At 70.2% G+C, this 13,582-nt stretch carries 13 protein-coding genes; 7 read left to right on the top strand and 6 right to left on the bottom strand.

Features of this window, described 5'->3' with window-relative positions:
- Nucleotides 1–48: 48 nt before the first annotated feature.
- From mptB to BKN51_RS06760, 5 genes are all read left to right on the top strand, one after another.
- Nucleotides 49–1,635 carry a polyprenol phosphomannose-dependent alpha 1,6 mannosyltransferase MptB gene (gene mptB, locus BKN51_RS06780; RefSeq protein WP_101606794.1) on the top strand — a complete coding sequence of 529 codons (1,587 nt, stop codon included), beginning with the start codon at nt 49–51 and terminating at the stop codon, nt 1,633–1,635.
- A gap of 19 nt (nt 1,636–1,654) precedes the next feature.
- Nucleotides 1,655–2,581, top strand: a complete 927-nt coding sequence (locus BKN51_RS06775) for an ABC transporter ATP-binding protein (RefSeq protein ID WP_101606793.1) — start codon at nt 1,655–1,657, stop codon at nt 2,579–2,581.
- Nucleotides 2,578–3,378 (top strand): ABC transporter permease, encoded by an 801-nt coding sequence (locus BKN51_RS06770; RefSeq protein WP_101606792.1) that lies wholly within the window; start codon nt 2,578–2,580, stop codon nt 3,376–3,378. Before BKN51_RS06775 ends, BKN51_RS06770 begins: the two co-directional genes overlap by 4 nt.
- A gap of 75 nt (nt 3,379–3,453) precedes the next feature.
- On the top strand, nt 3,454–4,422 hold the full coding sequence (locus tag BKN51_RS06765) for a COX15/CtaA family protein (protein ID WP_101606791.1): 969 nt from the start codon (nt 3,454–3,456) through the stop codon (nt 4,420–4,422).
- Nucleotides 4,423–4,536: 114 nt separating this feature from the next.
- Nucleotides 4,537–5,484 (top strand): acyl-CoA desaturase, encoded by a 948-nt coding sequence (locus BKN51_RS06760; protein ID WP_101606790.1) that lies wholly within the window; start codon nt 4,537–4,539, stop codon nt 5,482–5,484.
- Nucleotides 5,485–5,553: 69 nt separating this feature from the next.
- On the opposite strand, the gene BKN51_RS06755 is transcribed toward BKN51_RS06760, so the two are convergent.
- The gene (locus BKN51_RS06755) at nt 5,554–6,426 is read right to left on the bottom strand and encodes an ATP-grasp domain-containing protein (RefSeq protein WP_101606789.1); all 873 of its coding nucleotides are present in this window, start codon (nt 6,424–6,426) and stop codon (nt 5,554–5,556) included.
- Nucleotides 6,423–6,731, bottom strand: a complete 309-nt coding sequence (locus BKN51_RS06750; RefSeq protein ID WP_101606788.1) for a hypothetical protein — start codon at nt 6,729–6,731, stop codon at nt 6,423–6,425. The genes BKN51_RS06755 and BKN51_RS06750 overlap by 4 nt, the downstream gene beginning before the upstream one ends.
- A 95-nt stretch (nt 6,732–6,826) precedes the next feature.
- On the opposite strand from BKN51_RS06750, the gene BKN51_RS06745 reads away from it, so the two are divergent.
- Nucleotides 6,827–7,798: a quinone oxidoreductase family protein gene (locus tag BKN51_RS06745; RefSeq protein WP_101606787.1), complete on the top strand. Its 972-nt coding sequence runs from the start codon at nt 6,827–6,829 to the stop codon at nt 7,796–7,798.
- Complete coding sequence (locus BKN51_RS06740; RefSeq protein ID WP_101606786.1) at nt 7,795–8,325, top strand: GNAT family N-acetyltransferase; 531 nt, start codon at nt 7,795–7,797, stop codon at nt 8,323–8,325. Before BKN51_RS06745 ends, BKN51_RS06740 begins: the two co-directional genes overlap by 4 nt.
- A gap of 85 nt (nt 8,326–8,410) precedes the next feature.
- On the opposite strand, the gene BKN51_RS06735 is transcribed toward BKN51_RS06740, so the two are convergent.
- The 4 genes from BKN51_RS06735 to BKN51_RS06720 form a co-directional block, all read right to left on the bottom strand.
- Entirely contained in the window at nt 8,411–8,980 is a 570-nt protein-coding gene (locus BKN51_RS06735) for an FKBP-type peptidyl-prolyl cis-trans isomerase (RefSeq protein ID WP_101606785.1), read from the bottom strand.
- Nucleotides 8,981–8,990: 10 nt separating this feature from the next.
- Complete coding sequence (locus BKN51_RS06730) at nt 8,991–11,246, bottom strand: HelD family protein (protein ID WP_101613085.1); 2,256 nt, start codon at nt 11,244–11,246, stop codon at nt 8,991–8,993.
- A gap of 70 nt (nt 11,247–11,316) precedes the next feature.
- A complete protein-coding gene (locus BKN51_RS06725; protein WP_233224109.1) occupies nt 11,317–12,558 on the bottom strand; it encodes an MFS transporter in 1,242 nt (413 codons plus the stop codon).
- An 18-nt stretch (nt 12,559–12,576) separates the two neighbouring features.
- Nucleotides 12,577–13,557 (bottom strand): heme o synthase, encoded by a 981-nt coding sequence (locus BKN51_RS06720; RefSeq protein ID WP_020637180.1) that lies wholly within the window; start codon nt 13,555–13,557, stop codon nt 12,577–12,579.
- Nucleotides 13,558–13,582: the final 25 nt, after the last annotated feature.

Raw genomic sequence — 13,582 nt, 5'->3', positions numbered from 1 at the left:
CGGGACACGGACGGGGCAGCACCGGAGGACGCTTCGGCGGCGGGTTCGGTGTCGACGCTCACCCCCGGGCACCCGCGCGAACCGGAGCCGCTCGACGACAAGGAACTGCGCGGGCTGAACGTGGTCCGCCGGTTCGGCGCGGTCGGTTCCCTGTTCCTCGCCCTCGGCTCGCTCGGCGCGGGCGCCGCGCCGGTGATCAACCCGGTGCAGGAGATCCCGGTCCTGCGGCTGTTCACCCGGATCCCCACCGTTTCGCTCGCGATGGGCCTGGCCGGGATGGCGATCATCGTGCTGAGCTGGCTGCTGCTCGGCCGGTTCGCCCAGCCCGCGCGCCGCCGCCTCGCCACCCAGGGCCAGCTCGCCCGCACGATCGCGCTCTGGTGCGCGCCGCTGCTGTTCATCCCGCCGCTGTTCTCCCGCGACGTCTACAGCTACCTCGCGCAGAGCGAGATCGTGGCCCGCGGGATGGATCCGTACTCCCTCGGGCCCGCCGAAGCGCTCGGCGTGTCCGATCCGCTGACCTCGGGCGTCTCCAACATGTGGCGCGAGACCCCGGCGCCCTACGGCCCGCTGCTGCTCCGCCTCGGCGGCTGGCTCGCGCCGCTGAGCAGCGGGAACATCGTCACCGGGGTGCTGTTGCAGCGCGGGCTCGCGCTGATCGGCGTCATCCTGATCATCTGGGCGCTGCCCCGGCTCGCCCGGCGGTTCGGCGTGCAGCCCGCCACCGCGCTGTGGCTCGGCGCGGCGAACCCGCTGCTGATCTTCCACTTCGTCGCGGGCGCCCACAACGACGCGCTGGCGATCGGCCTCATGGTGGCCGGGCTGGAGATCGGCCTCAGCCGGATGCCGGTGCGGTTCAAGGGGGACGCTCCCCCGCCACTGGCCAGGGGTGAATTGCTGTTCATCGGGCTCGGGGTGGCGATCATCACCCTCGGCGTCGCGGTGAAACTGAACGCGATCCTGGCGCTGCCGTTCTTCACGGTGATGGTGGCGAGACGCTGGTACGGCAGGCTCAAGGACCTGCTCACCGCCGCGGTGCCGATGGCGTTGCTGTTCGGCGTGGTGCTGGTGGCGGTCTGTTACGGCACCGGCCTCGGCTTCGGCTGGGTCGGCGCGCTCGGGACACCGGGACTGGTCCGCTCGTGGATCTCGCCGACGTCGGAACTCGCCGCGCTCGGCGGTGTCCTCGGCATCGCGCTCGGCCTCGGCAACCACACCAACGCGATGGTGCCGATCCTCGGCACGCTCGGCTATCTCGTGGCGGGCGCCGTGACGGTCAAGTTCCTGTGGGACAGCTTCAACTGGCGCTACCGGCCGATCATCGGCCTCGGTGTCTCGCTGGGCGCGGTGATGGTGCTGCACGTGGCGCTGCAGCCCTGGTACCTGCTGTGGGCGATCATCCCGCTCGCCGCGGCGGCGGGCACCTCGCGGTTCCGCATCGCCGCGACGATCGTCACCGCCGTCCTGCCGTTCCTGCTGCCCACGACGGGCAGCACCTTCGACGGCCGCGGGTACGTCCTGCCGTTCGCGTGGGCGGCCGCGGGCGTCCTCACGCTGCTGGGGCTGTTCATCGTCCACCGCATCTCGCCGCTGCTGCTGTCCAGACCGTCCCCGGAGCATTCGGTCCCGGCGTGACGCCGTATCGTGACCTGTCGTGAACACCCCCGCCGTCGAGATCACCGGGCTGGTGAAACGCTACGGATCCACCACCGCGGTCGATGGACTCGACCTGCGGATGGAACGTGGCACACTGCTCGCTCTGCTCGGCCCGAACGGGGCCGGCAAGACCACCACCGTCGAGATCTGCGAAGGCTTCCTGCGGGCTGACGACGGCGAAGTCCGCGTGCTGGGCCTGAATCCGTCGAGGGACGGCTCAGCGTTGCGACCCCGGATCGGCGTCATGCCCCAGGGCGGCGGCGCGTATCCCGGTGTCCGTGCCGACGAGATGCTCGGACTGGTCGCCGCCTGTGCCGCGAACCCGCTCGATCCGGCCTGGCTGCTGGACGTCCTCGGTCTTTCGGGAGCACGCAAGACGCCGTTCAAACGGCTCTCCGGCGGGCAGCAGCAGCGGCTCTCCCTCGCCTGCGCGCTCGTCGGACGCCCGGAACTGCTCTTCCTCGACGAGCCGACGGCGGGGATGGACCCGCAGGCCCGCCGCCTGGTCTGGGACCTGCTCGGAGCGCTGCGCGCCGACGGGGTCAGCGTGCTGCTCACCACGCATCTGATGGAGGAGGCCGAAACACTGGCCGACACCGTCGTCATCGTGGACCACGGCAAGGTCGTCGTCGAAGGCTCCCCGCAGTCGCTGACCGTCGACGCGGGCGAAGCCGCGCAGTTGCGTTTCAAGGCCCGGACGCGGCTCGACACCGGCCTGCTGACCGCGGCCCTGCCCGAAGGCCACCTCGTGCGCGAATCCGCGCCGGGGACGTACCTCGTCGAGGGCGCGATCGACCCGCAGGTGGTGTCGACCGTGACGGCGTGGTGCGCGCAGCAGGGTGTCATGCCCGAGGAACTGCAGGTCGGCAAGCGCACGCTGGAAGAGGTCTTCCTGGAACTGACCGGACGGGAACTGCGCGCATGACCACGACACCGGCACCGCGGTTCGCCCCGGGCACGTTCACCCCGGCCCCCGGCCGCGGTTCGCTCGGCAAGATGCTGCGCACGCACGCGAAGGTCGAAGCGAGCCTGACCCTGCGCCACGGCGAGCAGATCCTGCTGACCTTGCTCATCCCGCTCGCGCTGCTGATCGGCTTGTCACTGCTGGACATCCTGCCGTCGTCGCAACTCGGCTCGTCGTCCAAAGTGGACTGGATCACGCCGAGGATCCTGGCGCTGGCGGTGATGTCGTCCGCGTTCACCGGACAGGCCATCGCACTGGGCTTCGACCGTCGATACGGCGTCCTCAAACGACTTTCCGCCACCGCGCTGCCCCGCTGGCTGCTCGTCGCGGGCCGGGTGGCCGCCGCGCTGGTCGTCGTCGCGCTGCAGGCGGTGATCCTCGGCGCCGTCGCCGCGCTGCTGGGCTGGTCGCCGTCGCTGGGCGGAATCCTCGGCGCGATCCCGTTCCTGGTCATCGGCACCTTCGCATTCGGGGCGCTGGGCCTGTTGCTCGGCGGGGCGCTGCGCGCGGAAGCCGTGCTGGCGCTGGCGAACATCGTCTGGTTCGTGCTGCTGCTCGCCGGCGGCATCCTGCTGGCGCCGTCGACGATGCCTTCGGGCGTCGCGACGATCGTCGAGCTGCTGCCCTCGGGCGCGCTCGCGGAAGGCCTGCGCTCGGTACTGCTCGACGGTTCGTTCGGCTGGGGCCCGTTCGCGGTCCTCGTCGGCTGGGGCGTCGTCGCGGGCGCGCTGGCGAGCAAGACCACCAAGCTCACCTGAGGCTCTTCTGAGGCCGCCGACACAGCGGGTACGGCCGGTGGAACGCTCTCAGGAACGTCGTTCTAGCATCGGGCGGTGCCGTTCCAGAGCCTTGTAGCGCGTCTGCCGTATCCCTCGTTCGCGGTCCAGCGAGCGGTCGCGATCGCGGCGGTGATCGCCCAGGCCGGAATCGGCGTCACCGGTTCGGTCGTCCGCGTCACGGGTTCGGGCCTCGGCTGCCCGACCTGGCCTCAGTGCGTCGAAGGCAGCATCGTGCCGGTGGCGCACCCCGAATTCGACGCGCTCACCCAATGGATCGAGTTCAGCAACCGGATGCTGACCGGCGTCGTCATCGCCGTCGCCGCGCTGTGCGTGATCACCGCGTGGCGAGTGCAGATCGAGCACCCGAGCCGCCGCCGTCTGGTGAAGCTGGCCTGGACGATGCCCGCGGGCGTGATGCTGCAGGCCGTCGTCGGCGGGATCACCGTGCTCGCCAAACTCGAATGGTGGACCGTCGCGCTCCACTTCCTCGCCTCCACTCCCCTGGTCTGGCTCGCGGTCCTGCTGCTGCGCGCGTTCAAGGAGGGTGACGAGCCCGCCCGCTGGCTGATCCCGGACGCGGGCCGCAAGACGCTGATCGCGCTGGCCGTGTCGATGTGGGCCGTCCTCGTGGCGGGTACCACCGTGACCGGCGCCGGCCCGCACGGCGGCGACCCCGGCACCCACCGGCTGCAGGCCCCGATCGAGACGCTCACCCAGGTCCACGGCGGACTGCTGGTGATCTACCTGATCGTGCTGGCCGTCTTCGGGCTCCAGCTGATGCGAGGCGAGACGCCGAAGCAGCTGTGGCAGCGGTACACCATCGTGTGGGTGATCGCGCTCGCCCAGGGCGTCCTGGGCTCGGTGCAGTACGCCCTCGGTGTGCCGGAGGCGCTGGTCTCGTTCCACGTCCTCGGCTCGGCGCTGGTGATCATCTCGACGGCGGCACTGTGGTGCGGATCACGTGATCGTGGTCCGGTCACCTCGGCCATGGCGCCTGAGCACGCACTGGCCACCTCGAACTGACCCTCCGGCAAACCGGACGTAACCCCCGGGCGGGGTGCTCGCCAGACGATGCCCTTACGCTGCGTTCGGTGCCCCACACGGGGGTCACCACCGAGTCGAGGCACGAGGTGTCGCATGACCGCCAGCACGGAGCCGGACGCACCGGCCAGTCAGTCCAAGCCCCTGATCTCCCATCGCCGAGGTTCCGGGGAGATGCTGATACTCAAGACCTTCCTGCTGGTCCCGTTCGTCGCGCTGCTCGCCGCCGTGCCGATCGTCTGGGGCTGGGGCATGACCTGGGTCGATCTCGTGCTGGCGGCAGTGTTCTACACCGTCGGGACGCTCGGGGTGACCGTCGGCTACCACCGCTACTTCACCCACGGCGCCTTCAAGGCCGGGCGGCCGCTGCGGATCGCGCTCGCCATCGCCGGGAGTTTCGCGGTGCAGGGGTCGGTCATCTTCTGGGTGGCCAGCCACCGTCGCCACCACGCCTTCGCCGACCGCGAAGGCGACCCGCACTCCCCTTGGCTGTTCGGGACTTCGCCCACGGCGCTGCTGCGCGGGTTCTGGCACGCGCACATGGGCTGGATGTTCAGCCGCGAGGTGACCAACTACGAGCGTTTCGCGCCGGATCTGGTGGCCGACAAGGATCTTCGCGTGGTGAACCGCTACTTCTGGTTGTGGATCACGCTCAGCCTCGCGCTGCCCGCCGTACTCGGCGGACTGCTCAGCTGGTCCTGGTGGGGTGTGGTGACCGGGTTCTTCTGGGCCGGGCTGGTCCGGATCGCGTTCCTGCACCACGTCACCTGGTCGGTGAACTCGATCTGCCACATGGTCGGCGAGCGTCCGTTCGCGAGCCGTGACAAGGCCGCGAACTTCTGGCCGCTGGCGATCCTGTCCATGGGCGAGTCGTGGCACAACTCCCACCACGCCGACCCGACCTGCGCGCGGCACGGCGTCCTGCGCGGACAGGTCGACGTGTCGGCGCGGGTGATCTGGCTGTTCGAGAAGTTCGGCTGGGCACGGGACGTGCGGTGGCCGAAGCCCGAACGTTTGGCCGCGAAGCTCGTGAAACCCGCCTGACCCCCCGCGATTCGTCCTCTAGTTGCGGTACTTGCGCGTGCAGCTACCGCAGCTAGAGGACGACTTGCGTCAGGAGAGTTGCTGCCGCACGGCGGAAGCGAAGCGCCAAGCGGCAGCGGCATCGGTCTGACGGAAACCGAGCGAAGGCTCGACGAGCTCCAGTTCCAGCAGCAGTGGCCTGCCGTCCGGACCGGCGACGAGGTCGACGCGGGCGTACAGCAGTTCCGCGCGCAGGATTCCCAGCAGCGCCGCCGTCGCGTCGAGGGTGTCCTCGGCGAGTGCGCGGAACGCGGCGGGCGGCTGCGCGGAACCGAGCTTTTCCGAGACCCACAAACCGGATTCGTCGAGTTCCCGGCCCAGCATGGCGGCCTTCGAGAAGGCGTGCGAGTACACGCCGCCGAAGAACACCAGCGCGAGCTCGCCCTCGGTGTCCACACTGGACTGATACGGCTGCATCACCACGGTGTGGTCCGCGGTGTGAAGGCTCTTCAGATGGGACGCGGCGTGCTCGGCGCCTTCGGGCGAGAACTTCCCGACACCACGGGATCCGGCACCGATCGCGGGCTTCAGCACGAAGTCGCCCTTGGGCCAGCGCGGGGTCTCGTCGCCCGGCGCGATCAGGGTCGTCGGCACGACCGCGACCCCGGCGTCGCCGAGTTCGGCCAGATAGGACTTGTCGGTGTTCCACCGCGCGACTTCGGCCGAATTGGACAGCGCGGGCACGGATTCGGCCCAGGACAGGAACTCGTCGCGGCGCTCGGCGTAGTCCCAGGTGGCGCGCAGGACGACGATGTCCGCGGCGCCGAAGTCGACGGTCGTGTCGTCCCAGGCGGCCCAGCGGGTCTTGAAACCGAGGTCGGCCAGCGCCTCCGGAACGGCGTGTTCGTCGCCGTCGCCCTCCGGCACCCCGGAGCAGGAGGCGAAGATCGCGGAGCCGGTCACTTCCCCGCCATCCGGCGGCGGTGCTCGGCGCCGATCTTGGTGGCCTTCACGGTCTCGCTGTCCCACTCGGCGGGTTCGAGGTCCTCGACGGCCTCGACCAGAGCGTCGCCGGCCTCCGTGGAGGAGACGACGACGTCACCGAGCGCGCCGTCGGCACCCACGAGCACGACACGGGCACCGATCCGCCCGATGTTCTCCACCACCGCGCGCGACGGCTTCCCGTGCCGCTTCACGAAGTCGCGGGCGGCCGCGACCTGGCGCGACGTGGGGGCGGCGGTCTCGGTCTTCTCTTCGGTCTCAGCCACGGGCCGAGCTTAACCGCGAAAGGCCCGGGACGCGGAATAACCGTGGCGTCGGCCATAGTTGTGCCGGTCGGAACGACCTTGAACGAGGAGGATGTATGCCCACGGCAGTGCAGATCCGGCAAACCGGCGGTCCCGAAGTCCTTGAGCTGACGCAAGTCGAGGTCGGCGATCCCGGTGCGGGGGAACTGCTCGTGGACGTCGCCGCGGCGGGCGTCAACTACATCGACACCTATCACCGCGAGGGCATCTACCCGGTCGACAAGCCGTTCATCCTGGGCATGGAGGGCGCCGGGACGGTGGCCGCGGTCGGCGCGGACGTCTCCGGTTTCGCCGTCGGCGACCGGGTCGCCTGGCAGGGCTCGCTGGGCAGCTACGCCCAGCGACGGCTGCTCCCCGCCGCGGTCGCGGTGAAGATCCCGGACGGCGTGACCACGGAGACCGCCGCCGCGACGATGCTCCAGGGCGTCACCGCGCACGCGCTGATCGCTTCGACCTACGAGGTCAAGGCGGGCGACGACGTCCTGATCCACGCCGCCGCGGGCGGGATGGGCCTGCTGCTGGTCCAGCTGGCCAAGGCACGCGGCGCCCGGGTGATCGGCACCGTCTCCACCGACGAGAAGGCCGAACTCGCCAAGCAGGCAGGCGCGGACGACGTCATCCGCTACGACCAGGTCGACTTCGCCGCCGCGGCCCGCGAGCTCACCGGCGGCAAGGGTGTCGCGGTGGTCTACGACGGCGTCGGGAAGTCCACTGTGGACGGCAGCCTGGCGAGCCTGAAGATCCGCGGCCTGCTCGCCCTCTACGGCGCGGCCAGCGGCCCGGTGCCGCCGATCGACCCGCAGCTGCTCAACCGCAGCGGCTCGGTGTACCTCACCCGGCCGACCTCGGCGCATTACGTGCTCACCCGCGAGGAACTGGAGTGGCGGGTGAACGAACTGTTCGCCGCCGTCGGAGACGGCTCGCTGAACATCCGGATCGGCGGCCGCTACCCCCTGGCCGACGCCCGTCAGGCGCACGAAGACCTCCAGGGGCGGCGCACCACCGGCAAGCTCCTGCTGATCCCGTGACCGCGGCCTGGCCGGAGGAGGTCCGGCTCACCGGAGACGGTCTCGTCCTGCGGGACTGGATCGAAGACGACGTCGCGTTCATGCCGGGGCTGTTCGACAACCCCGCCGTCGCGCGGTTCACGCCGCTGCCGTCCCCGTTCGACGAGGCGGCGGCGAAGGCCCACTACGAGAAGAGCGTCGTCCGCCGGGCGGACGGCAAGGGCCTGCGGCTGGCCATCACGGCCGACGGCGGCGAGCCGCTCGGCGAGGTCGTGCTGTTCCTGCGGGAAGAAGGCGACGTCGAGCTCGGCTACGCGGTCGGCCCGGCGCACCGAGGCCAGGATCTCGCGGCGCGGTCTCTCCGGGTCCTCACCGCGTACGCGCTGGAGCACGGTCTCGGACCGCTCCGACTGCAGATCGACGCCCAGAACGCGGCGAGCGAGACCGTCGCGCGCCGCGTCGGCTACGCCCTGACCGACTCGCCTCCCGAGACCAAGGTCGAGAAGGGGCTGGAGATCACCCTGCTCACCTGGGAGTACCGCGGCTGAAGGGGACTTTCCCCGCATCGGATGCAGCGAAGGGGCCCTTCACCACGTGAGATGCGGTGAAGGGCCCCTTCAGCTCCTGCCGGCATCAGCCCTTGTCGGTCGGGACGCTCACCGCGTCGGTGACGAACACCAGGGTCTCGTTCGGCGCGATGCCGCGGCCGCCCTCGCCGTAACCGAGGTCCGGCGGGATGATCAGCAGCCGCCGCGCGCCCTGCTTGATCCCTTCGAGCCCCTGGTCCCAGCCCTTGATGACCATGCCGGCGCCGAGTGTCAGGTCGAACGGCTCGCCGCGGTCGAAGGAGCTGTCCAGCTTCTGCTTGTTGGACCAGGTGACCAGCGAATAGTTCATCTTCAGCTGCTGACCCGACTTGGCACCCTCACCCGTGCCGGGCTCGAGGTCCTTGGTGATGAGCTTCTTCGGCGGGTCGCAGTCGTCCGGGATGGTGATGGTCGGCGCCTCCCCGAACTTCCCGGTGGTCTTGACGTCCTCCGCCGTGCATTCCTTGCCCTTCGGGGCGGCCGGGGCCGACGACGACGCCGACGCGGGGGCCGCACCGGAGGACTGGGCCGAACCTGCGGTGTTCTGTTTCTCGCCACAGGCCGCCAGGGCGAGCACGCCCGCGCCGATGACCACGATCTTGCCGAATGTGCGCATGCGGCCGACCTTAGCCAAGACCCTCCAGCGCCGGAACAAGGTCACCGGTCTGCACTACGCCCATCCGACGGGTCGCCCTGGTCAGGGCCACATAAAGATCGTTGAGCCCGCGCGGGGACCCGGCGACGACCTCGTCCGGGGCGACCAGCACCACCGAATCGAACTCGAGACCCTTCGCCCGCTCGACCGGCATCACCGACACCCGGTCTCCCGCCTCGCCGAGTGCCTCGGACACCGTCTCGATCAGCGGGACCGGGCACAGCACGGCGACCGTCCCACCGTCCACAACGGACAGTTCGGCGTCGACGATCCCCGGCAGGTCCGCGGTGAGATCCGTCGGCTTCACGGAACGCAGCCAGGGCTCGAAACCCGTCTCCCGCACCGAAACCGGCGCTTCCAGCTCCGGGTTGACGTCGGCGAGCACCCGGGACGCGACCGCCATGATCTCCGCCGGGGTCCGGTAGTTCACGGTCAGCTCTTCGAGCCGCCAGCGATCGGCGACGTACGGGGACAGCACCTCGCCCCACGTCCGCGCTCCCCCGGCCGCCCCGGTCTGGGCGACGTCGCCGACGAGCGTCATCGACCGGTTCGGCGACCGGCGCATCAGCAGCCGCCAGTCCATCGCGGTCAGTTCCTGCGCCTCGTCGACGATCACGTGCCCGAAGGTCCAGGTCCGGTCCTGGGCCGCCCGTTGCGCCGCGGTCATCTCGCTGCGGCGATGCTGGCGCTCGGCGAACAGCTCGGCGTCGAGGACGTCGCCCACCCGCAGCAGTTCCTCGTCGATGATCTCCTCGTCCTGTTCGAGGATGTCGAGCACGCCCTCCGCGTACGCGCGGTCTTCCCGCTCGCGGCGAGCCCGCTCGGCCCGGGCGTCCGTGTCGTCCTCGCCGAGCAACTCGGCGAGTTCGTCGAGCAGCGGGACGTCGGCCGGGCTCCACTTCGCGTCCGTCGGGCTGTAGAGATGCTCACGATCGGTGTCCGGCAAGGCTTTCCCGGACGCGCTCCGCAATCGTTCGCGGTCGGCGAACAGCTCGTCGAGCACGATCTCGGGGGTGAGCTTGGGCCACAGTCCGTTGATCGCGGCGGCCACGTTCTTGTCGGCGGAGACCTCGGCGCGGATGTCCTGGACGTCCCGCGCGTCGAGCAGGTCCTCCCCCAGTTTGCGGGCGGCCTGGCGGGTCAGCGCGTCGAGGAGGTCCGAGACGAAGATCCTCCGGGCGAGGTTGTGCGGGCGACGCGACCGGCGGGCCCGCGTCCGCGCCTCGGTGCAGGTCTTGCGGTCGAGCATGAGGATCTCGCGCTCGAATTCGATCTCCAGCACCGGTTCCGGCACGCGCTGGCGATCGCGGACCGCGGCGGCGAGCACGTCGGCCATCACCGGGCGGCCCTTGATCTCGGCGGCCTCGCGGGTGACCGGTCCGGTGGCGTCCAGGCCCGGGTACAGCTGCCCGATCGTGGCCAGGAGCACTCCGGTCTCCCCCAGCGACGGCAGCACTTGCCCGATGTAGCGGAGGAACGTGCTGTTCGGCCCGACCACCAGCACGCCGCGCGTGGTGAGCTGCTGCCGGTGCGTGTAGAGCAGGTACGCCGCGCGGTGCAGCGCGACCGCGGTCTTGCCGGTGCCCGGACCGCCCTGGACCACCAGGACGCCGTTCGGCGACGCGCGGATGATGCGGTCCTGCTCGGCCTGGATGGTGGCGACGATGTCGCTCATCTCTCCGGTGCGACGCCGTTCGAGCGCGGCCAGCAGCGCGGCCTCCCCCGCGAGCCCGAGGTCCTGCCCCTGGTCGGCGGCGGAGAGATCGAGGATCTCGTCGTCGACGCCGACGACCTTCCGGCTCAGCGACCGGATGTGACGACGGCGGCGGACGCCTTCGGGCGAGGCGGCGGTGGCGAGGTAGAAGGGCCGCGCGACCGGCGCGCGCCAGTCGACGAGCAGCGGGCGGTAGTCGTCGTCCTCGTCGAACAGCCCGAGCCGCCCGATGTAGGTGGTCTCCTCCGCGTGCTCGGGCAGGAAGTCGAGACGGCCGAAGCACAGTCCCTGCTCGACGGAACCCAGCTGGGAGAGCCTGTCGGTGTACAGCGTCGTGGCGACGTCACGTTCGGTGCGCGCCTGCGGGGTGCCGCCGGTCTGGCGCAGCGTCTGGTCGAGCCTGCGCTGCGCGTCGACGCGTTCGGCGTCGAGTTTGCGGTAAAGGGTGGTGACGTACTCCTGCTCGAGCGCGACGTCCTGCTCGAGCGCGTCGAGTTCCCGGTCCGGGGACACGGACAAAAGCAGCCTGCTTTCGAGAGGTGGGACAGGGGCCGAAAGGTTTACAACGGCGCCCGCCATCATCTCATTCCCGCGTGCGCACGCGGACCAGGAGGAAGGCCGCCAGGGAAAGACCGGTGGCGACGCTCGCCCACACGAGGTTCTCGTGCAGCAGGACGGCGAAGGTGGCCGCGACACCCGCGATGGACTGCGCGACGAAACCGCACAGCGCGACGGCGTAGGCGCCGTGTCCTGGCACCTCGCTCACCGCGACGGCCATGCTGCTCGGGAAGAGCGCGGCCTGGCCGAAAGTGGTCCCGCAGTACAGCGCGACGAACGTCACGAGCGCGGCCGTGAGCGGGATCCCGGGGATCAGCCACAAGGCGATCGTCAGCGCGCCCGCACCGGTCATGACCAGCGCGCCCGCCCGCATCAGCCAGGACGAGCCCTTGCTGCCCGCCAGCCGGTTCACCAGCAACGCGCCGCCGAAGTAGGCCAGCCCGAACAGGAGGCCCAGGCCGCCGTACTGGTCCGCGCTCAGGCCGAAGTGCTGCTGGAAGACGAACGGGGCGACCTCTTGGAGGAGCACGATCGTCGCGAAGCCGAGTCCGGCCGCGATCGTCGGCAGCAGGAACGCCGGAACGGTGAGGATCCTGAGGTAGATCCGGATCACGCCGGACTTCTCCTCACCGCCCCGGGCGAGCGGGATCACCAAGGTGCCGATGACGCAGATCACCCCCGCCGCGGTCAGCACGGCGAACCCGGCCTGCCACCCGCCGATCAGCCCGCCGAGGAACTGCCCTCCGCCGAGCGCGGTGACGAACGCGATGGACAGCACCGAAAGCCGTTTGGCGAGCGCGTCGCCGCCGCCGAGGTCCCGGACCGCGATACGGGCGATGATGGCCGCGCCGCCGGCGCCGATCCCTTGCAGGGACCGGAGAATCAGCAGCCAGGCAGGCGCGGTGTTGACGATCAGCACCGCGCTGGAGACGACGAACAGGCCCAGCGCCGCGAGCATCGCCGGACGCCGTCCGAGGCGGTCGGCCACCCAGCCCCACAGCACCACCGGCGCCGCCGCGCCGATGACGAACAGCGACACCGAGAGCGCCGCGAAGCTGCGCGACACCGCGAAGTCGTGCTCGATCACCGGGAGGGAGGGCAGGTAGATCGTCGTCGCCATCTGGGCCGTGAAGACGACCAGGCAGGCGACCGCCATGGTCGCCCGCACGGCGCGAACCGTGGCCGGGCGTTCGGTTGTGGACGTCACCTCGCCGGACCGTACCGACGGGTAACCCAGCGCGTCGCGGCGTGCCACCCCTTGGGACACGCCCCCCACGAGAGAGAGTTAGAAGGGCAGGCCGATGGCCGGGAGGCCGATGGCCGAGTCGACGGCCAGCGCGACGAACACGATCATCAGGTACGTGTTCGACCGGTGGAACAGCGACATCGGCTTGGTCTCCTCGCCGCGCCGCACCGCCGCGTTCAGGCTGTGCGCGTAGAAGAGGAACCAGCCGCCCGCCAGGATCGCGAACGTCGTGTAGATCCAGCTCGTCACCGGGACCAGCAGCAGCGTCCAGGCGACCATCACCCACGAGTAGATGACGATCTGCCGCGCCACGTGCTGCGGGGTGGCGACCACCGGCAGCATCGGCACGCCGGCGCGCTCGTAGTCGTCGCGGTACTTCATGCCCAGCGCCCAGGTGTGCGGCGGGGTCCAGAAGAAGATGACGCCGAACATCACGAACGCGGGCCACTCGACGGTGCCGGTGACGGCGGCCCAGCCGATGACGACCGGCATGCAGCCCGCCGCCCCGCCCCAGACCACGTTCTGTGACGTACGCCGCTTCAGCACCAGCGTGTAGACGAAGATGTAGAACAGGATCGTCGCGATCGCGAGAATCGCCGAGAGCAGGTTCACCGTGAAATAGAGCACCACGGCGGACAGCACACCGAGTACGAGCCCGAAGATCAGCGCGCCGCGGCGGGGTACCGATTCCTTCACCAGCGGACGGCGCTTGGTGCGGTTCATCACCTTGTCGATGTCCGCGTCGATGACGCAGTTCAAGGCGTTCGCGCTACCGGCGGCCATGGTGCCGCCCACGAGCGTCGCGAGTACCAGCCAAGGCGACGGGATTTCCCGGCCTGCCAGGAACATCGCGGGAATCGTGGTGACGAGGAGGAGCTCGATCACCCTGGGCTTCGCGAGGGCGGCGTACGCGCCGACGACCTGGCGGATTGTTCGCCGGCCACCGTGCGGTCGTTCACCGGTCGGATGTACGGCGCTGGTGCTGTCACTGCGTCCGTGCGCAGCGTTCACCAACGACATTTCACTCCCTGCGTCAGTTTTCGGG

It is taken from the genome of Amycolatopsis sp. BJA-103, assembly GCF_002849735.1.
Classification (GTDB): Bacteria; Actinomycetota; Actinomycetes; order Mycobacteriales; family Pseudonocardiaceae; genus Amycolatopsis.
The sequence above is the reverse complement of the archived record's forward strand: the minus strand, read 5'-3'. Positions and strand labels throughout refer to the sequence as shown.